Origin of the sequence: Lentzea sp. NPDC102401 (genome assembly GCF_044765805.1) — a bacterium.
GTDB classification, from domain to species: Bacteria; Actinomycetota; Actinomycetes; order Mycobacteriales; family Pseudonocardiaceae; genus Lentzea; species Lentzea sokolovensis.
The window spans coordinates 138,477-158,269 of the sequence record NZ_JBIWKS010000016.1 but is presented as its reverse complement, the minus strand read 5'-3'; the positions used below and the strand labels follow the sequence as shown (position 1 = coordinate 158,269).

The window sequence follows — 19,793 nt, the reverse complement described above, 5'->3', positions numbered from 1 at the left end:
GCTTTGCCGACACACCTGAACAAGACGGAGGGCTCCAACCCGTGACCGCACGCATCCTGATCACCGGCGCCGGCGGCGGGGTGGGCACGCTCATGCGTACCCGCCTCGCGGCGGAGGGCCGTGTCCTGCGGCTGCTGGACATCGCGGAGCTTCCCGCGGCCGCCGACGGCGAGAACGTCGAACTCGTCGAGGCGTCGGTGACCGACATGGCCGCGATGGAAGCGGCGCTGAAGGACGTCGACGCGGTGATCCACCTCGGTGGCCACAGCCTCGAGGAGCCGTGGGAGAAGATCCTGAGTGTCAACATCGACGGCACGCACACGCTGCTGGAAGCCGCACGCCGTCAGGGAGTTCGCCGGGTGATCCTGGCCAGCTCGAACCACGCGGTCGGCTACGTCGAACGCGCCGACGGCGAGGCCGGCGACTACGCGTTCCCGCGTCCGGACACCTACTACGGCGTGTCCAAGGTGGCGCTGGAGGCGTTGGGATCGCTGTACGCCGACCGCTACGGCATGGACGTGATCGCGATCCGCATCGGTTCGTGCTTCGAGAAGCCGCGTGACGTGCGGATGCTGTCGACGTGGATGTCGCCGGACGACGGCGCGCGCCTGTTCGAGGCGGCTCTTTCCTTCCCCTCCCCCGGTTTCCGGGTCGTCTGGGGCGTGTCGGCCAACAAGCGCGGCTGGTTCTCGCTCGACGAGGCCCGCGCTCTGGGCTATGAGCCCCAGGACGACTCCGAGGAGTACGCGGCCGCGGTGCTGGAGCAGCACGGCGGTGAGCTCGATCCCTCGTCGTACGCGGCGAGGTACGTGGGCGGGGCCTGGTGTGGCCCCGATTTCGACACGGCAGTCAAGGAGGCAGGGCGTTGAGCCACGTCGTTCAGGGATACAACCCGCGCACCGGTGAGCCGTTCGGCGAGCCAGTTGCGAAGACCCCCGACAGCGAGGTGGACCGGATCGCTTCCGCCGCGGCCACCGCGTTCTCGGCGTGGTCGGTCGTTCCGGCGGCGGATCGCGCCGTGGTGCTGGAGAAGGTCGCGGACGCGCTCGACGCCGAGTCGTCGTTGCTCGTCGAGACGGCGGACGGCGAGACGGCGCTGGGCGTGCCGCGGCTGACGACCGAGCTCAAGCGCACGACGAACCAGCTGCGGTTGTTCGCGGAGGTGCTGCGCGAGGGCAGCTACGTCGAGGCCACTTTGGACACGGCGAACCCGGACATCATCCCGCCGCGCCCGGTGCTGCGGCGCGTGCTCCGTCCTTTGGGGACGGTCGCGGTGTTCTCCGCGTCGAACTTCCCGTTCGCGTTCTCGGTCGCCGGCGGTGACACGGCTTCCGCACTGGCGTCCGGTTGTTCCGTTGTGGTGAAGGCACATTCGGCGCACCCGTCGACGTCGCGCGAGACCGCGCGCGTCGTCGTGGACGCTCTGCGCGAGGCCGGTGCGCCCGAGGGTGTGTTCGGCATCGTGTACGGCACCGAGTCGGGTGTCGCGCTGGTGAAGCACCCGGCGGTGCGCGCGGTCGGTTTCACCGGGTCGACCGGTGGCGGGCGAGCGCTGTTCGACCTGGCGCAGGGCCGGCCGGACCCCATCCCGTTCTACGGCGAACTGGGCAGCGTGAACCCGACGGTGATCCTGCCGGGTGCGGCCGGGCGCGAGGACATCGCCGCCGGGTTCGCGGCGTCGCTGACGATGGGCGTCGGCCAGTTCTGCACGAACCCCGGTCTGGTCTTCACGCCCGAGACGCTGGTGCCCGCGCTGGGTGAGGCCGTCGCGGCGACAGCCGGTGGCGCGATGCTGAACGAGCGGATGTGCGACTCCTACACGGCGTCGACGGACGCGCTGGCGGCGTCGGACCTGGTGACCGTCGTGTCCTCAGGTACGCGCCCGGACGAGGCGTGGGCCGTGGCTCCGCGCCTGTTCAGCGTGCCGGTGTCGGTGTTCGAGGAGAACCTCGAGAAGCTCACCGAGGAGCACTTCGGCCCGGCCGCCCTGGCCGTGACCTACTCCGATCCCGCCGAACTGCACTCGGTGCTGGCGAAGCTGCCGGGCACGCTGACCGGCACGGTGCACGCGGAGGCGTCGGACCACGCGGAGGCCGGTGAGATCGCCGAGGTCCTGCGGCACGTCGCGGGTCGCATCATCTTCAACGCGTGGCCGACCGGTGTCGCGGTGGCGTGGGGTCAGCACCACGGTGGTCCGTGGCCGTCGACGACGAACCCGCTGCACACGTCGGTGGGCGCCACGTCGATCCGCCGCTGGATCGCGCCGGTGACGTACCAGTCGTGGCCGGACGCGTTGCTGCCGGCCGAGTTGCAGGACGCGAACCCGCTCGGCATTCCGCGCCGGATCGACGGAGTGCTCGGCGTGCACTGAAAGGTCGTTCTATGAGCGGGGCCGCTGACTTCATGTCGGCGGCCCCGTTTTCGTTGGGAGGACGTGGGATGGTCGGTCGTCGGGCCTACAACTTCATGTACCGGACCTGGGCGCCGTGGGAGGGCGGGCCCCGTGCCGAACTGGTCGAACTGGTGACGTCAGGCCAGATCGCGCCCGGCCGGGCGATCGATCTCGGCTGTGGCAGCGGGGCGAACTCGATCTTCCTGGCGGAGCACGGCTTCGACGTGACGGGCGTGGACTTCTCCCCTGTCGGCCTGGAGAAGGCCCGGCGCGCGACGCCGCCGTCGTTGTCGGTCGAGTGGCTGCCAGGGGATCTGACGGCCACCTCGATCCTCGGCGTCGCCGGGACGTTCGACCTGCTCGTCGACTACGGCGTGCTGGACGACCTGAGCGGGCCGGCCCAGGAGGCGATGGCGGCGACCGTGCTGCGGCTGTCGCACCCCGGTTCGGTGTTCGTGATGTGGTGCTTCTACGACGAGATCCCGTGGTGGAAGCGTCGTGGCGCCCGGTTCCCCGGTCTCGCCGTGGGTGACGAGCAGCGGCTGTTCGGGGCGTCGTTCGACATCGAGAGGCTGCCGGAGCCCGCTTCCGGGAGCGGTTTCGCGTGCTTCCTAATGAGACGCTCCTGATCGGCGATTGATTGGTCGGTTAATACTAATACGGCGACGCGCACGCAGTATTCGTGTCGGTGACATGTCACCAGTCCGACAGCAGACCGATGTTTAAATCAATTCGACAGCTCCTTTCGCGGCCCGCCGGGGCAAGATGGTTATCGCACGGCGTCGTCCAGGGGAGCGGGACATGACCGACCTGCGTTTCGCATGGCTTGAGATCACCGGCAAATGTCAGCTGAGCTGCACGCACTGCTACGCGGAGTCCGGACCGCGCGGCGACGAGGGCGTGCTCAGAACTCGTGATTGGTTCCGGACCATCGACGACGTCGCCGAACTCGGCGCGCACTCGATTCAGTTCATCGGCGGAGAGCCGACATTGCATCCCGATTTACCGGAGTTCGTCGACCGCGCACTCGCCGCCGGACTCGAGGTCGAGGTGTTCAGCAATCTCGTGCACATCGGCCCACGCCTGTGGGACACGTTCTCCCGTCCCGGCGTGCGCCTGGCGACGAGCTACTACTCCGACACGGCGTCCCAGCACGAGGCGATCACCCGCGGGCGTGGCAGCCACGCCCGCACCCGCGCGAACATCGCCGAGGCCCTGCGCCGCGACATCCCGTTGCGCGCCGGCGTCATCGATGTCAGCTCTTCCGAGCGCATCGGCCTCCAGCGCACCCGCGCCGCCCAAGCCGACCTCTCGTCGCTGGGCGTCTCGCATGTCGGTGTCGACCGGCTGCGCCGCATCGGCCGCGGCGCAAACGCTTCACCGGGCCCTGACCAGCCCAGCTTCGACCAGCCCGGCCTTGACCAGCTCTGTGGCCGCTGCGGCCACAGCGCCGTCGCCATCTCACCGTCCGGCGACGTCTGGCCGTGCGTGTTCGCCCGCCGAATCCGACTGGGCAATATATTGGATACGGATCTGGCGACGATCCTGTCGACCGCCCAGCCGACCCCGCCGATCACCGCCGGCCCGTCGTGCTGGCCTCAGGGCGGCGGCTCCTGCGCCCCGAACGACGACCCACCCCGCCCCTAGACGTTCCCGACCCGCGCGGCGATCACCTTCGCGCACTCGACCGCCTCGGCCTTCGCGGTGTCGACCTCGACGTCGTAACTCATACCGCGATGCACCAGTTCAGCCTGCGCCTCGGCCATCCCGGCAACCCGATCACCACGAGCAAGCTCGCGCCCGGCGGCGACAGCGGCGTCACACCGCACCCCGACCCACACCACGTCGAGCCCGTCCAGGGCCTTCTCCCACCGCCGCCGCGACTCGGCCCCACCGAGGAACACGTCGTCCACGATCACCCGCGCCCCCGCGCGCACCATCGCCGCGACGCCGTTCATCCACGCGTCCTCCAGCAACCGGAACTCGGCCCCGACGCTGACCTCACCGTCGCCCGCGAACCCGATCCCCTCCGACCCGAGCCGCAACCGCGCGGGCATCACGTCGATCAACGTGTCGACCCCGATCGCCAGCCACGCCTCCGGCAATACCGCCTGCAGGCACCGCGCGACCCCCGACTTACCGGAGCTGGACCCACCGTTGAGAACGATCACCTGAGCGCTCGACGACACGCTCCGACCGTACCCACGCCACCCAGCGCCCACCCCCTCATTTACTACCTCTAGCAATGAGTCTTTTGACGACGTAGTCAAAAGACTCATTGCTAAGGCCCAGCTCACAGCCCGCCAGCTCACTGATATATCGCTTCCTGCGCACACCGGATGCAAAAAACGTTTGCGGACGAAGTCAAAAGACTCATTGCAAAGGTCAACATCGAGAGTGGCGGCGCAGAGCAGGGCGGCGAGTCAGCGGCGAGCGGCGCCGGCCCGCCGCTCCTCCTGCAACTCCCGCTGGTACCCGAGGAAGTCGACCTCCAGCGTGTGCCGCTTCGACTTCACGTACCGGCGCCGCAGCGTCTCCCGGTAGGAGGTGATCTCCGCCTTCATCTCCGGCACCGGCGGCAGCGCCCCGTGTCCCGAGATCAGGTCGGCGATCCACTCGGACTGCGCCTCGGCCAGCGGCATGATCGCCCCCAGCGGCTGGATCAGCCCGAGGAAGTAGAGCCCGGGATGCGCCGGATCCACGACCCGCCGGTACAGCGACACCTCGTTGTCCGCGGACGACACGGCGGGGAACTCGGCGGAGGAGAGGAACGGGAAGTCGACCTTGTACCCGGTGCAGTAGACGATCACGTCGACGTCCTCGCGGGATCCGTCCGCGAACACGACCCCGGATCCGTCCAGCCGCGCCAGGTTCGGCTTCACCGTGATGTCGCCGTGCCCGAGCCGGGTCAGCAGATCGTCGGACACCGTCGGATGCGCGGCGAGGATGCCGTGCGACGGTTCGGGCAGGCCGTAGTCGGAGAGCTTGCCGCGCGCCAGCCGCAGCATTGCCCGCACGGACAGCGCCTGCAGCCAGGCGGGCGCGAAACGGGCGAGCGGTGAGGTCGTCAGGTGATCGGTCGGCATGCCGAAGAGGTACTTGGGCATGATGTGCGCGCCTCGGCGCATCGCCAGAAACGTCCGCGCGGAGACGCGTGAGGTCTCGACCGCGATGTCACAGGCGGAATTGCCGATGCCGAGAACCAGCACCTTCTTGTCCGCGAATCGTTCGGGCGTCTTGTAGAAGTGCGCGTGCATCTGTTCGCCGTCGAACGAGCCGGGAAAGGCGGGCTCGGGCATCCGCGGTGACCAGTGATGCCCGTTCGCGACGATTACTGAACCATAGACACCCGAAATCTCCTCGCCCGTATCGCGATCGCGCGTCGTGACCGAATAGCCACCGGGCGCGACGGAAACCGAGGTGACCTCGGTCCGGAACCGGATGCGGTCGCGGAACCCGTGGTGCTTCACGAAGTCGTCGAAGTACTCGGCGATCTGGAAGTGCGACGGATAGGCGGGCAGACGCGCGGGCATCGGGAAGGACTTAAACTCCATCATCTGCCGCGAGGTGTTGATGTGGAGGGACCGGTAGGCCGACGACATGCCGTTGTCGTTGAGGTAGCGCCAGTTGCCGCCGATCTCCGACCCCGTCTCGAAGCAGTCGAACTCGATGCCGCGGGCACCGAGCACCTGACATGCGGCGATGCCGGACGAGCCCGCACCGATGACGCACACGCGTTCCATGGCTCTGAAGTATTTTCACGTTCAAAGCGGCTGTCAATCACCTGGGCACGGTCATAAATCGGACGAGATTGTCAGACCTCAGCGCCATGATGCCCCCATGACAGACGCGATCGTGGCCGAAGGCCTGGTCAAACGCTACGGATCGGTCGTCGCGCTCGACGGCTTGGACCTCACCGTGCCCGAGGGCACCATCACGGGCCTGCTGGGTCCCAACGGCGCCGGCAAGACGACGGCGGTGCGGGTGTTCACCACACTGCTCGAGGCCGACGAGGGATCAGCGCGCGTCGCCGGGCTCGACGTGCGCAGGCAGGCCGAGGAACTCCGCACGAAGATCGGGCTCTCCGGCCAGTACGCGGCCGTCGACGACAACCTCACCGGGTTCGAGAACCTCGACATGGTCGGCCGTCTGTACCACCTCGGCCGCGCCAGAAGCCGGGAACGAGCCCGCGAACTGCTCGCCCGCTTCGATCTCGAGGACGCCGCCGACCGTCCGGTGAAGGGCTACTCCGGCGGCATGCGACGCAGGCTCGACCTCGCGGGCGCGCTGGTCGCGAAGCCGACGGTGCTGTTCCTCGACGAACCGACCACAGGCCTCGACCCGCGTTCCCGGCTGGGCATGTGGGACGTGATCGAGGAACTGGTCAAGGGCGGCACGACCCTGCTGCTCACCACCCAATACCTTGAAGAGGCGGACCGGCTCGCCGACCAGATCGCCGTGATCGACCACGGCAGGGTGATCGCCGAAGGCACCGCGGACCAACTCAAGGACCAGGTCGGCGGCGAACGTCTCGAACTGTCCGTTGCCACGTCCGCCGAACTGGGTAGCGCCGCCACCACGTTGGTGGACCTCGCCGTCGGCCCGATCGAGTCCGACGACCGCCAGAACCACCTCACCGTGCCGGTCACGGGCGGGTCCTCCGTGTTGATGGAGGCGATCCGGCGCCTGGACGCCGAGTCGGTGAAGGTCCTCGACATCGGGTTGCGCAGGCCGACGCTCGACGACGTGTTCCTCGCCCTGACCGGTCACGTCGCGGACGACTCAGTGCAGGGGGAACAGAAGTGAAGCTGCTGCAGGCGCTCGCGGACGGCGGGGTCGTCGCCAAGCGCAACCTGATCAAGATCAAACGCGTGCCGGACCTGCTGGTGTTCTCCACCGCGGCGCCGATCATGTTCGTGCTGCTGTTCGCCTACGTGTTCGGCGGCTCGATTCAGATCCCCGGCATGGATTACCGCGAGTTCCTGATGGCGGGCATCTTCGCGCAGACAGTGCTGTTCGGCGCCACCATCACCGGCAGCGGCCTCGCCGAGGACATGACCAAGGGCATCATCGACAGGTTCCGCTCGCTACCGATGGCGCGCTCGGCCGTGCTGGTCGGCCGCACCACCTCTGACCTGGTCAACAACGCGCTGGTCATCGTCATCATGATGATCACCGGTGTGATCGTCGGCTGGCGCATCCACTCGTCGCCGCTGGAGGCCCTCGCCGCGGTCGGGATCCTGCTGCTGTTCGCCTACGCGTTCTCGTGGGCGATGGCGTGGATAGGGCTGCTGGTGCGCAGTCCCGAGGTGTTCAACAACGCCAGCTTCATCTTCATCTTCCCGATCACCTACATCGCGAACACGTTCGTGCAGTCGGAGAACCTGCCGGCAGGCCTGCGGCACGTCGCCGAGTGGAACCCGGTCTCGGCCGTCACGCTGGCCGCCCGCGAACTGTTCGGCAACACCTCTCCCCTGCAGACACCGCCGGACGTGTGGCCGCTGCAGCACCCGGTGCTCGCGTCGCTCGGCTGGGTGGTGGTCTTCCTGCTGATCTTCGTTCCGCTGGCCAATCACCAGTACAAACGTGCCGTTGCCCGCTGAGTGGAACGGGGTGTACCGAACCGCGTCGCGCCAATACGTTGTGCCCCATGCGAAATCTTCTCGTGGCAGTCACGTCGGTACTGGCGTTCGCGGTCTCCACCGGCACGGCGGCGGGCGCACCGCTGCCGTGCCCGGAGATCTTCGCGACGAACAACACCGCGATCATCACCGACCCCGCCGACCCGCGGTTGCAGGACAGACTGGTGAGTTTCGACCGCGAGGTCCGCGCGATCGTGCACGCGAACGGCGGCCGCACGACCCGTTCGACGCTGCTCGACGGCGTGTTCTGGTCGGGTGACCAGCAGCAGACCACGTTCGAACGCTCCCGCAAGTTCGACGTCACCCTCGACGAGGAAAGCCTGCGCCACACCGCGTCCACGATCGGCAAGCAGTTCCGGCAGGAGTCGGTGCTCACGTTCCGCTTCCTGCTCGCGAACTCGCCGGAGGTCGACGCCGTCCAGGTCGAGGTCGACGGCGTCACCGCGACGCAGGTACGCGAAGGCCTGCTCAAGGACGCGGTCGCGCGCGAGAAGCTCGGCGGCGGCAGCGTCACGTTGCAGGACAAGGCGATCCTCATCGCGGACGTCAAAGACCTGCCGACCGTGCGGGCGTTCGTCACGAACATCGGTGGCGACCTCCGCAAGGCCAAGGTGCGCAAGGGCACGTGGGAGTTCGTGAGCGCGGAAACTCTTTTGTGGAACGGGCAAAGCGCCGCCTAACCTCGTGGGCATGGCAGCAACCCTGGTCCGCGGCCAGAACGTGGACATTCGCATGTGGACTCGACCGGACGAGGTCGAGGAGTTCGCCATGCGGCAGTTGCAGAACATCTCCTCGCTGCCGTGGGCGTTCAAGCACATCGCGGTCATGCCCGACGTGCACTACGGCAAGGGCGCCACGGTGGGTTCGGTGATCGCGTTGCGCGACGCCGTCTCCCCCGCGGCCGTCGGCGTGGACATCGGCTGCGGCATGACCGCCGTGCGCACCTCGCTCACGGCCAGCGACCTGCCGGAGACGCTGCGCGGCCTGCGGTCCCGCATGGAGGCCGTGGTCCCCGTCGGTTTCGGTCAGCACAAGGCGACCGCGTTCACCGAGAGGGACGCGTCCGACTGGGGCGCGTTCTGGAGGAAGTTCGACGACCTCACGCCCGTTGTGAAGGCGCGCGCCGACAAGGCGCTGCACCAGATGGGCACGCTCGGGGGCGGCAACCACTTCCTGGAGGTCTGCCTGGACGGCGACCAGCGGGTGTGGGTCATGCTGCACTCCGGGTCGCGTGGGATCGGCAACGAGCTGGCGCAGCACCACATCGCGGTGGCCCGCACGCTCGCGCACAACGCCGAGCTGCCGGACCCGGACCTCGCCGTGTTCCTCTCGGGCACGCCCGAGATGGCGGCGTACCGGCACGACCTGTACTGGGCGCAGGACTACGCGCGACGCAACCGCGCGGTCATGCTGCGCCTGGTCTGCGACGTGCTGCGCGGCGAGTTCCCGCAGATCGTCTTCGAGGAGCCGATCTCGGCGCACCACAACTACGTGTCGGAGGAGAACCACTTCGGCGAGGACGTTCTGGTGACGCGAAAGGGTGCGATCCGCGCCGGACGTGGCGAGCTGGGCATCATCCCGGGCTCCATGGGCACCGGTTCGTACATCGTGCGCGGACTCGGGAACCCCGACTCGTTCGAGTCGGCGTCGCACGGCGCCGGCCGCCGGATGTCGCGCAACAAGGCCCGCAAGACGTTCACGACGAAGGATCTCGCCGCCCAGACAAGTGGTGTCGAGTGCCGCAAGGACTCCGGCGTGGTGGACGAGATTCCGGGCGCGTACAAGGACATCGACACCGTGATGGCGAACCAGTCCGACCTGGTCGAGGTGGTCGCCAAGCTCAAGCAGGTGGTTTGTATCAAGGGTTGATGTTTCCCTTGTGGGTGAACGGGAAGCCTCCAGGACAGCAGAGTCTTTCTTGCCTGTCTTGGAGGTTTTCCATGTCAACGGGCGCCATCATCGGCCTGGTGGTCGCGGTTCTAGTGGTGCTGGCGGTCCTCGCGTTCGTGCTGAGGCCCGCTATGCAGCGCAAGAAGCTGCGCGACCGCTTCGGCCCTGAATACGACCGCGCGGTCACGGACAGCGACAGCAGAACGGCCGCGGAGAAGGAGCTCGCCGAGCGGGAGCACCGCCACAGCGAGTTCGACCTGAAGCCGCTTTCCCAGACGGCGCAGGAGAGTTACCGCCGGCACTGGGCGAACGTGCAGACGAAGTTCGTCGACTCGCCGGAGAGCGCGATCGCGGACGCCGACCGTCTCGTGACCGATCTGATGTCCGAGCGCGGTTACCCCACCGAGGGTTACGAGGCGCAGCTGAGCGTTCTGTCCGTCGAACACGCACGGACCTTGGAGCACTACCGCAAGGCGCACGACATCTCGGAGCGCCACGAGATCGGCGAAGCGAACACCGAGGACCTGCGCACGGCGATGGTCCACTACCGCGAACTCTTCACGGATCTGCTCGAACACGGCGCCGAGCCGCGCAAGGACAGGGAAACCGTGCGGAAGGAGAAGACTGATGTCTGAGGCACCGACTCACGCCGCTGGGGTTCCCACTCCGGGTCGTCCGCAGCAGGGTGACCGCACCCCGCAGCAGACGCAGCGGGTAGACGCGGAACGGACTGACGCGCAGCGGACCGAGGCTCAGCGCACCGACGCGAACCGGACCGACGCGAACCGGACCGACGCTCAGCGCACTGACGCTCAGCGCACCGAGGCTCAGCGCACCGACGTGAACCGGACCGACGCAAGCCGGACCGACTCGAACCGGACCGAGCACCAGCGCACGGAAGCGCAGCGCACCGAGCACGAGCGCGGCGAGCAGAACCGCACCGACCGGCAGCCCACCGGGTCGCAGCGCGCCGACCAGCCGCGCACCGACCAGAAGCTGTCGAGCAAGCTCGAGGACGAGTGGCAGTCGGTGCAGTACGAGTTCGTCGACGACCCGAAGGCCGCCGTCCGCAAGGCCGACGACCTCGTGACCCGCGCGCTCGAGGAACTGAACACGCGCCACCGCTCCCTCACCAAGCAGCTCGAGGGAAACGGTGATCCACAGACCGAGGACCTGCGACTGGCTCTCCACCGCTATCGGGAATTGTTCAAGTCGCTGGTCGCCGTCAAATAAGTGCTGGAAGCCCCGGCGCCGTGGCCGTAACAGGTGGCGGCGCCGGCAGGCATGTCCGGACCTTTTCCAGCCTCAGCTGGGCAGTTCGCGGATCTCCATCTCGAGTACGTCGATCTCGTCGCTGATCGCCTCGTCGAGCATGTCGTCCAGCAGTTTGCGGCACTCCGCCGATCCGCAACGGGGAAGTCCCGCGCCGAACCGCGGCACCTGCTCCCACCACACCGCCGGGTTGTTCCAGAACGACCCGGAACCCTGGTCGACACCTTCGAGGCAACGCAGCCTCTGGTCACTTGCCGGAAGGGCTCGCACGAACTCGATGAACAACGCGAGTGCGTCGGGATTGCTCACCGGGACCGCGCCGTAGCCGCGCAGGCAATCCTCGAGTTCTGCGAGGAACTCCGCCTTGAAGGACACGGCACACCCCCGCTCCTCCGCACCGTTGCGGACGCCTGAAGTTCGTAGCGTCAACAGTACCTCCGCGACTTGAGCGGGAAACGAGTGCGAACGGGCGGTATCTTTCCTGCACCCGCACGGGGGTGCGGTGACCCGCAGTCACTTCACCTGATGGTCATGTTCCTTCGTGCGACACATAGCGGGACACCAGGAAACCGTTGTCCAGCTTGACGATCTGGCCCACGACCAGCTTGTCGGCCGGGTCGGCGCCGGACGTGCCGCTCGCACCGGTCCGGTCGAACGTCAGCCTCCCGGACGCGCCTGGGAAGTCACGCAAAGTGCGCAGCCTTTCGTAGAGGTCTTCTCGTGACGCACCAACGGACGTCTGCCGCGCGACAACGCTGACGGCGTCATAGGCGAGCAGAACGTGTCCGTTGGGGCCCGAAAGGAATGCCCTTCTGGCGTGCTTCTTCTGGGCGGCCTCGTACGTGGTGAAGAACTGTTGCGTTGGCTGGGGAATCGGCTCGCGGCCCGGCGTCCACGCGAACGTCGTGAAGTAGAGCCGGCCGTCGGCGAATCGTTTGATGTCTTCCAGATCCGTGAAGTTCGTCGTCTCGAGCTGGGTCAGGTCGTCGCCGCCGAACACCACCGGGTCGGTGCAGTTGCTGTGGCTGAGTTCGGTCAGCAGCCCGCCGACCTCCGCGGTGCGGCCCGTGTAAAGGATGAGCGGGTTCGGAGCCTTCTCGCAGATGTCCGTCACCACCTGCCCCAGCTGGGTGGTGACGGTGTTGGCGGTCTCGTCGTAGTCGTGGCGTTCGGGCCCCAGCACGGCCTCGAACTTCTCGGCGAGATCCGAGCTGTACTCGTCTCCCGGGCTGCGCACGAGGTGCAACGGGCGGCCGCGCAACGCTTCGGTGCGTTCGATGATGCGGGCGGCGACCTGCGCCTGACGGTCGTTGCCCGGCGCGATGCGGAAGAAGTACGGCTTCTGGCTGAAGTTCGTCGACGACAACGACGACCCGACCATCGGGATGCCGGTCGGCTGTTCCTTCGACGGGGCCAGCACCGCGAGCGCCGACTGGGTGGTCTCGCGGCTCTGCCCGAGACCGGTCACGGCGATCACCGACGAGTCCCGTGCGGCGTAGTCGCGGATCTGCTTCGCGACGTCCTCCGCGTACTTTGACTCGCCTCCGAAGTTCGCGAGAACCAGGCGCACCAACGGATTTCGGCCGAGTCCGTCGAGCTGGTTCCAGTCGCGCTGGGCGAGGTAGGCGCCGCGCAGTTCGTTCACGCCCGCGGACAGGTCCCGCTTCACGCGCTCGCTCGAACTGAGCATGGTGGCGACGACGATCGTGACGACGCTGCGGTCCTTCACTTTGGTGGCACGGTCGTTCTCCTCCGCGATGAGCTTCGCGAGCTCCTCCACCTCGGCGTCGTCGTTGTTCTGCGTGGCCGGGTCGCCGTACGCGAACCTGCCCGGTTTCTCACTCAGGCCAACACATTGAACGCCATCCATTTTGGACAGACGCGTGTGTTCGCCCCTGAGGTCCGCGACGAGCTCGGCGGGTTCGAGAACGCCGTAGCGCAGGCAGTTGGTGCTGTTCTGGAGGTAGAAGGCCGCGCCGTACAGGACAAGCAGCACCACGACGAGGTAGACGGTCACGCGGCGCACCGAGTTGCGTCCCGGCCAGCGCCGCGGATACGGGAATCTGCCGACCGTGGACGGGCGCGGCAACGACACCGGCGGCGACGCGGGCGTGTTGTGCTCCAGTGCGCGTTTCGTCGTGCGGTAGGCGGTCAGGCGTTCCTCGGCGCCGTCGAGCTCCTGGTGGGTGCGCAGAACCCGGTCGTACATCTCGACGGTCGGGCGGACGGTCCGGCTGCGGGAACGCAGTTCCCACGTCGCGATGACCGCGTCCTCCAGCAGCCCCGTCTCCGGGCGCACCACGCTGTCGTAACGGCGATGCAGGTTGCGTTTCGTACCGGTTCGCAGGCGCTCCCACCATGCGCGCGGCTCTTCGTCGAACTCCGGTTCGCCTTCGCCCGGCGGCATCGGGGCCTCGGCGATGGCGGCGAGCTCGGCGATCCAGCGGTCGCTGCGTTCGTCGACGTGCGGGCGCAGGCGATGCGCGACGAGGTGGACTTGGCCGAGCGCGAGTGCGTGGTAGAGCGCGTCCTCGCGTTGCCCGAGGCTGTCGTAGCGGTCCTTCAGCAACCGGTGGACGTTCGCGTGCGAGAACGGCTGGTCCGCCGGGACATCGCGGAGTCTGCGCGCGAGAAGGTCGCGCAACAGCGGATGCAGGACGAAGTTCTCGCCCTCCTGGCCGACGAAGCTGAGCTGCGCCAGCAGAGCGCGCATGTTCTCGGCCGACCACGACGGTGGCAGCAGCGCGCGGATCACGTGCCGGTCGAGCACTCGCGGAGCGGCGAGACGGGCGAAGATCTCGCGCGCCGCCTCGCGTTCCGGCATCTCCTCGGTGCCCGGAATGCGTTGGAAGAAGCGGAGAAGCAGGTAGTCGCCGACGGTGGCGTCCTGGAACGTCGTGGTCTCGTCGACCGGCAGCCGTTCGTCGAACACCGACCGCACCGACGGCAGCACCTGATCTCGTGCGAACACGAACTGCACCAGTTGGATGGCGAGCCGCACCGCGAGCGGGTGGCCGTGCGTGACCTCCTGCAGCTCCTCCACGAGCGCCTCGGACTCGACCGTGCTGTTGCGGGTGCGGTTCCACTCGGCGAGGAACTGCCGCGTCTGCGCCAGCGTGAAGGGCTCCAGGCGCACGGGCTTGAAGACCGCCGAGTCGGCCAGTGCGGGCGCGGACTGCTTGGTGGCGATCACGAGCAGCGGCACGTTCGGTTCTTTCGCGCGACGCTCGGCGAGCAGGCTCAGGAAGTCGGTCGCCCGCGCGGCGGGCCGCGGCCGTTTCGGGGGCAGGTAGGAGTCGATGCCGTCGAGCAGGTCGGCGCCGTCGAGCAGCAGGAGGCTGTTCATCCTGCGGTAACGGCGGAACCGGTAGGCGGCCGTGATGTCGGCGAGGAAGGCGGCGACGAGCAGGCGGTCGATCTCCAGCGCGTCGCCGGAGCGGTGGAGGCTCCACGTGTGCACGAGTGCGGCGTCGAACTTCGGGCGCTGTCCCGATTTCAGTTCCTGGCCGACGTAGTTCTCGAACCAGCGCAACGCACTCGCGACGCGTGGCCCGCCCAGCAGCCAGCGCAACGGCCGCGGTGCGACGACCGCGAGCCCGATGAGCCACAACAGCAACGGCCGCAACACTTTGCCCAGCCCCTGGGCGGGCGGCAGCATCTCGACGACCTCCGCGGCGTCGGCCACCGCGACGAGCCGGGTCATCTGCTTGGCGGCGAGCTCACGGGCGCGGTGGTGCGGATCGTCCGCGGGCTCCGTGTACAGCGCGAGCCGGGCGAGGTCGTAGCGCGGCAACCGCATGCGGCCGAACTCGGCGTGCCGGTAGGAGCGCAGCTGCTCGGCGGCGACGTCGAGGATGTCCTTGCAGGAACGGGATCCGGCCTTGTCGAGGTCGATCTTCGCCGTCGGCGCGTCGCGGTAACGCCGGCGGACGTGGTCGAGCAACGACGTCTTGCCGCTGCCACCGGGGCCGAACGCGACGATCACCGGCAGGGGGTGTTTCGCGCGGCGTTCCACGAGGGACTCCACCAACGCGGTGATGTCGTCCCTGCCGACGAGCCCGATCTCCGGTTCCAGCGCCATGATCCTCAGACGCCTCGGAGACCGATCCTGTTCCGTTCCGAATGAACCGGCTAGCGGTCCGCGTGCAGCCTGGCCACGAAACTGAACCGATCACCCCGGTAGAGCGAGCGGGCGCGTTCGATCGGGTGGCCGTCGACGTCGTAGGAGACGCGGTGCAGCAACAGCATGGGCAGCGCCGGGTTCGTGCCGATCAGCAACGCCTCGCGGGGCGTGGCGAGCACCGTTTCGACGCGTTCCTCGGCCTCGGCGAAACGGACGCCGAGCCGTTCGGTGAGGCACGCGTAGAGCGAACCGGCGGGGTCGAGCTTCTCCAGCAGGTCCGGGAAGCGGCCGAGGCTCAGGTACGTCGACTCGAGGCCGATTCGCTCGTCGTCGGCGAGCAGGACGCGTTCGAGGTGCACGATCGGGTCGCCGGGTTCGAGCAACAGGTCGCGGGCCAGGCCCTCGTCGGCGCCGAGCTCCTCGACCGTGATGACCGTGCGGTTCGGCTCGACGCCCTGACGGCGCATGCCCTCGGTGTAGCTGACCAGGGACAACGGCTGGACGAGCTTGGGCGGCGCGACGAACGTGCCGCTGCCCTGGCGGCGGATGAGCTTGCCTTCGAGCACGAGTTCGCTGACGGCCTGCCGCAGCGTGACGCGCGAGACGGAGAACCGTTCGGCGAGTTCACGTTCGGAGGGCAGGACGGTGCCTTCGCCGAGGTTCTCGACGAGGTCGAACAGCTCGGCCTTGACCGCGTAGTAGCGCGGGACTCTGCCGTGTTCGGGAATGCCCGCGCGAACGGGTCGATCAGCGCGGTGCGGCGGGACGCGGTTCACGTGGCGTGAGCCTACGTGACGCCCCGTGTGATCAGGGGGCCAGCTTCGGCGGGTCGGGAATCTTGTAGCCGGAAGATCCGATGTTGACCTCGAGCGACTTGCGCCATGCACCCGTGTCGATCATCTTCTGCATCGCGGCCTGGACCTTCGTCTTGCTGGCGGGGTCGTCGCGGTGCAGGCCGACGCCGTACTCCTCCTTGCTGAACGGGTCGCCGACGACCCGCAGGAGCTCGGGGTTCTGGGCGGCGTAGCCGGCGAGCAGCACGTCGTCGGTGGTGACGGCGTCGACGTTCTCCGCGAGCAGCGCCGTGACGCAGTCGCTGAACTTGGCGTACTCGACCATCTTCACGTCCTTCGCGAACTGGTCGCGGACGTACTCGGCGGAGGTCGAGCCGGCGGTGGAGCACAGGCGCAGGGTGGCGTTGAGCGACTTCGGGCCCTCGATGCGGTTCTCGTTCATGCGCACCAGCAGGTCCTGGCCGGCGACGAAGTACGGGCCGACGAAGTCGACGATCTGCTTGCGCTTGTCCGTGATCGAGTAGGTGGAGACGACCATGTCGGCCTCACCGCTGGTCAGCAGCGTCTCCCGGTTGCCGGGCTGCGCTTCCTTCCAGGTGATGTTCTCCTCTTTGACGCCCAGTTCGTTCGCGATGTACTTGGCGACGTCGACGTCGAACCCGCGGTAGCTGCCGTCGAGCCTGCGGATCGACAGTCCCGGCTGGTCGTACGACACGGCGATGACCATGCGGTCGTCCGCACTGACCTTGCTGGCCATACCGGACCCGCCGCCGCCCGCGCACGAGGCGAGCAGGAGCACGGCCGCGCATGTTGTCGCGACCAGGCGGAGAAGTGCTCTCGGCGTCATTCGTCCCTCTTACAGCGGTCATCCACTACATCGGTATTCCACGGGCATGCGCCTGCGCACCTGCTTCGGCGCTGCTGGGCGATGCGGGAAACCTAAGCGGCGAACCGACGCATGTCCATACCTCGACGCGAATGGAAACAACCGAATCGGTGCGGTAACAGATCAGTTCGGAGCCGGCCCAGGAGTCAGCGCAGGCGACGCGGACCGGCGTCGTGCAGGGACGGAGGCGGGCCGATGACGATGCGGGCGCTGCTCACGAAAGCCCCTGCGGCAGAAGCAAGAACGGGCTCGAGCTTCAGGGAGCGCACCTCCGGAAGGTCCTCGGCCAGTGCGGCCAAACGGAGTACCAAATCCTGAAGTGCTTTCAGGTCCGCGGGTTCGTCGCCGCGGTAACCGGTCAGCAACGGCGCTGCTTTCGGTGCGGCAACGAGTTCCGCCGCGTCGGTGTCGGTGAGCGGTACCGCCCGGTAGGCCCGGTCGCCGAGGAGATCACTGACCAGACCCGACAGTCCGAACCAGACCAGCGTGCCGAAGCTCGGATCGTCCTGCAGGCCCAGGACGCAGCTGACTCCCTTGGGCGCCATGCGTTGCACGTACACGCCCGGTTTGCCGGAGAGTCCGGCGAGGTCCTGGTAGGCCCCCGTGACCGATTCGGCGTGGGCGATGTCGAGCCGGACGCCGACGAGATCCGTGCGGTGGCGCAGGCGTTCGCTGGTGGCCTTCATCGCGACGGGGTAGCCGAGTTCGTCGGCCGCCCGCACGGCTTCCTCGGCGCTGTGGGCGATGCGGAACGGGACGACGTCGATGCCGTAGCACTCCAGCAGTTCGACGGCTTTGCGGTCGTCGAGACGGACTTCGCTCTGCGGGTTGTCCACAATGGATCGTGCCTTGTCGGCGTCGATGCCTTCTGGACGCACGAAGTTGCCCTGCGGCGCGGCGCGCCAGCGCGCGTAGCGGACGGCGCGGGCCAGGGAGAGCACCGCGCGTTCGGGACTGGCGTAGCTGGGGATCGACCCCTTGCCGGGCATCTTGAGCTCGTCGGGAATGCCCTCGACCGCCAGGAACGTGGAGACGATCGGCTTCGTGCGGTGCGCGGACTCCTTGATCGCACGCGCATAGGCGGCGCCGGGGACCGCGATCGGCGGCACGAACACGACGACGAGCGCGTCGGTGTCGGCGCGGTCCAGGGCCTCCTTGACCGCCTTCGCGAACTCCTCGGGGGTGGCCTGGGCACCAACGTCGATGGGGTCGCCCGCGAGTTCGAGGTCCTGGGCGAGCAACGTGTCGGCGGCGAGCAGGCCGATCGCGGTGGAGTTGCCGACGACGGCGACGCGCTTGCCCTTGGGCAGCGGCTGGTGGGCCAGCAGGAGCGCGGTGTCGAACAGCTGGGCCAGCGAGTCGACCCGGATCACGCCGGCCTGCTCGAACAGGGCCTGGACGCTCGACTCGTCGACCTTCGCGGCGGTGGCGGCGAGGCCGGGGACGACGGCGTGCCGGCCGGACTTCACCGCGACGATGGGCTTGGTGCGGCCGAGCCGGCGGGCGAGCCTCGCGAACTTGCGCGGGTTGCCGAACGACTCCAGGTAGAGCAGGACGACGTCGGTGGCGGGGTCGGTCTCCCAGTACTGCAGCAGGTCGTTGCCGGAGACGTCGGCGCGGTTGCCGGCCGAGACGAACGTGGACAGGCCGAGGCCCCAGCCCGCGGCGTTGGCGAGGATGGCCGTGCCGAGGGCACCGGACTGGCAGAAGAAGCCCGCGCGGCCCCGTGCCGGCAGCTTCGGGGCGAGGCTCGCGTTGAGGCGGACCTTCGGGTCGAGGTTGATCACGCCGAGCGCGTTGGGGCCGACGACACGCATGCCGTGCGCTCTCGCCTCCGCCGCGAGCCTGCGTTCGGCAGACAGCCCGTCAGGCCCCGTCTCACCGTAGCCCGAACTGACGACGACGAGCGCCTTCACGCCCTTGGCGAGGCATCCGTCCATGACCTCGTCGACGCTGGCCGCGGGGACTGCGACAACGGCGAGGTCAACGTCGCCAGGGATGTCGAGCACGGTCGGATAGGCCCGGACGCCCCGCACGGCGCGATGCTCGGCGTTGACGGGGTAGACGGGCCCGTTGAAGTCGGCTTCGAGGAGGTTTTTGAGGACCGCGTGCCCGATCTTGGTCGGGTCGGTGGACGCGCCGATGACCGCGACGCTGCGCGGGTGCAGCAGGTTGTGCACGCTGCGGGCCTCGGCGGCCTGCTCGCGGGCCCTGGCGACGGCGACGGACTCGTCGGTGGGGTCGATCGCGAACTCCAGGTGCAGCACGCCCTCCTCGAACGCCCTGCTGACCTGGTAGCCGGCGTCGCGGAACACCCGGACCATCTGCCCGTTCTCGGCGAGCACCTCGGCCTCGAACCGCTCCAGCCCGACCTCCCTGGCCGCGGCGGCGAGGTGTTCGAGCAGGATGCTGCCCAGCCCGCGCCCCTGGTGACCGTCCTCGACGACGAACGCCACCTCGGCGCTGTCTCCCCGATGGCCCTCACCGTGCAGCCGGTCGAACCTCCCGACGGCGACGATGTCGTCGCCCAGGAGCGCGATGAGCGCGACGCGGTCGTGGTGGTCGACGGTGCTGAATCGGTCGAGGTCCCGCTGCGGGATCCGCGGGTACGGCCCGAAGTAGCGGAAGTACCGCGTCCGTTCGGACAGCCGGCCGTGGAACTCCCGCAGCTTCTCGCCGTCGTCGGGCGTGATCGGTCGCAGGTGGACGGTGCCGCCGTCGCTGAGGACGACGTCCGCCTCCCAGCGCCGCGGGAAGTCGAACGGATCTCTGTGCCCGTTTTCGGAGCCCACGT

17 protein-coding genes are annotated in these 19,793 nt (G+C 68.2%); 10 read left to right on the top strand and 7 right to left on the bottom strand.

The window, feature by feature from the left end; translation table 11 throughout:
- The first annotated feature begins 41 nt into the window (after positions 1-41).
- The 4 genes from ACIRG5_RS40965 (at position 42) to ACIRG5_RS40950 (ending at position 4,039) form a co-directional block, all read left to right on the top strand.
- A complete protein-coding gene (locus ACIRG5_RS40965) occupies positions 42-869 on the top strand; it encodes an NAD-dependent epimerase/dehydratase family protein (protein WP_402915502.1) in 828 nt (275 codons plus the stop codon).
- Positions 866-2,371 carry an aldehyde dehydrogenase (NADP(+)) gene (locus ACIRG5_RS40960; protein ID WP_402915499.1) on the top strand — a complete coding sequence of 502 codons (1,506 nt, stop codon included), beginning with the start codon at positions 866-868 and terminating at the stop codon, positions 2,369-2,371. The genes ACIRG5_RS40965 and ACIRG5_RS40960 overlap by 4 nt, the downstream gene beginning before the upstream one ends.
- 68 nt (positions 2,372-2,439) lie before the next feature.
- Positions 2,440-3,021 (top strand): class I SAM-dependent methyltransferase, encoded by a 582-nt coding sequence (locus tag ACIRG5_RS40955; RefSeq protein ID WP_402915497.1) that lies wholly within the window; start codon positions 2,440-2,442, stop codon positions 3,019-3,021.
- Positions 3,022-3,193: 172 nt separating this feature from the next.
- Complete coding sequence (locus ACIRG5_RS40950; RefSeq protein WP_402915494.1) at positions 3,194-4,039, top strand: radical SAM protein; 846 nt, start codon at positions 3,194-3,196, stop codon at positions 4,037-4,039.
- Here the strand turns inward: ACIRG5_RS40950 and cpt are convergent.
- Positions 4,036-4,581, bottom strand: coding sequence for a chloramphenicol phosphotransferase CPT (gene cpt / locus ACIRG5_RS40945; RefSeq protein WP_402915492.1), 546 nt, complete (start codon positions 4,579-4,581; stop codon positions 4,036-4,038). The genes ACIRG5_RS40950 and cpt overlap by 4 nt on opposite strands.
- A gap of 234 nt (positions 4,582-4,815) precedes the next feature.
- Positions 4,816-6,135, bottom strand: coding sequence for an NAD(P)-binding domain-containing protein (locus ACIRG5_RS40940; protein ID WP_402915490.1), 1,320 nt, complete (start codon positions 6,133-6,135; stop codon positions 4,816-4,818).
- A gap of 97 nt (positions 6,136-6,232) precedes the next feature.
- Here ACIRG5_RS40940 and ACIRG5_RS40935 point away from each other — a divergent pair, with 97 nt between their 5' ends.
- From ACIRG5_RS40935 to ACIRG5_RS40910, 6 genes are all read left to right on the top strand, one after another.
- Positions 6,233-7,198 (top strand): ATP-binding cassette domain-containing protein, encoded by a 966-nt coding sequence (locus tag ACIRG5_RS40935; protein ID WP_402915487.1) that lies wholly within the window; start codon positions 6,233-6,235, stop codon positions 7,196-7,198.
- Entirely contained in the window at positions 7,195-7,995 is an 801-nt protein-coding gene (locus ACIRG5_RS40930) for an ABC transporter permease (protein ID WP_402915485.1), read from the top strand. The genes ACIRG5_RS40935 and ACIRG5_RS40930 overlap by 4 nt, the downstream gene beginning before the upstream one ends.
- Before the next feature lie 47 nt (positions 7,996-8,042).
- On the top strand, positions 8,043-8,714 hold the full coding sequence (locus ACIRG5_RS40925) for a hypothetical protein (RefSeq protein ID WP_402915482.1): 672 nt from the start codon (positions 8,043-8,045) through the stop codon (positions 8,712-8,714).
- A gap of 10 nt (positions 8,715-8,724) precedes the next feature.
- Positions 8,725-9,903 carry an RtcB family protein gene (locus ACIRG5_RS40920; RefSeq protein ID WP_402915479.1) on the top strand — a complete coding sequence of 393 codons (1,179 nt, stop codon included), beginning with the start codon at positions 8,725-8,727 and terminating at the stop codon, positions 9,901-9,903.
- A 71-nt stretch (positions 9,904-9,974) separates the two neighbouring features.
- The gene (locus tag ACIRG5_RS40915) at positions 9,975-10,559 is read left to right on the top strand and encodes a hypothetical protein (RefSeq protein WP_402915476.1); all 585 of its coding nucleotides are present in this window, start codon (positions 9,975-9,977) and stop codon (positions 10,557-10,559) included.
- On the top strand, positions 10,552-11,157 hold the full coding sequence (locus ACIRG5_RS40910; RefSeq protein ID WP_402915473.1) for a hypothetical protein: 606 nt from the start codon (positions 10,552-10,554) through the stop codon (positions 11,155-11,157). Before ACIRG5_RS40915 ends, ACIRG5_RS40910 begins: the two co-directional genes overlap by 8 nt.
- Before the next feature lie 72 nt (positions 11,158-11,229).
- Here the strand turns inward: ACIRG5_RS40910 and ACIRG5_RS40905 are convergent, their stop codons facing one another.
- The 5 genes from ACIRG5_RS40905 to ACIRG5_RS40885 form a co-directional block, all read right to left on the bottom strand.
- The gene (locus tag ACIRG5_RS40905) at positions 11,230-11,571 is read right to left on the bottom strand and encodes a hypothetical protein (protein ID WP_093599595.1); all 342 of its coding nucleotides are present in this window, start codon (positions 11,569-11,571) and stop codon (positions 11,230-11,232) included.
- Positions 11,572-11,725: 154 nt separating this feature from the next.
- Entirely contained in the window at positions 11,726-15,277 is a 3,552-nt protein-coding gene (locus ACIRG5_RS40900) for a hypothetical protein (RefSeq protein WP_402915470.1), read from the bottom strand.
- 50 nt (positions 15,278-15,327) lie between these two features.
- Positions 15,328-16,095, bottom strand: a complete 768-nt coding sequence (locus ACIRG5_RS40895; RefSeq protein WP_402915468.1) for a GntR family transcriptional regulator — start codon at positions 16,093-16,095, stop codon at positions 15,328-15,330.
- Between the two features lie 31 nt (positions 16,096-16,126).
- Positions 16,127-16,960, bottom strand: coding sequence for a glutamate ABC transporter substrate-binding protein (locus tag ACIRG5_RS40890; protein WP_402915466.1), 834 nt, complete (start codon positions 16,958-16,960; stop codon positions 16,127-16,129).
- A 185-nt stretch (positions 16,961-17,145) separates the two neighbouring features.
- A complete protein-coding gene (locus tag ACIRG5_RS40885; protein WP_402915463.1) occupies positions 17,146-19,791 on the bottom strand; it encodes a GNAT family N-acetyltransferase in 2,646 nt (881 codons plus the stop codon).
- Positions 19,792-19,793 lie beyond the last annotated feature (2 nt).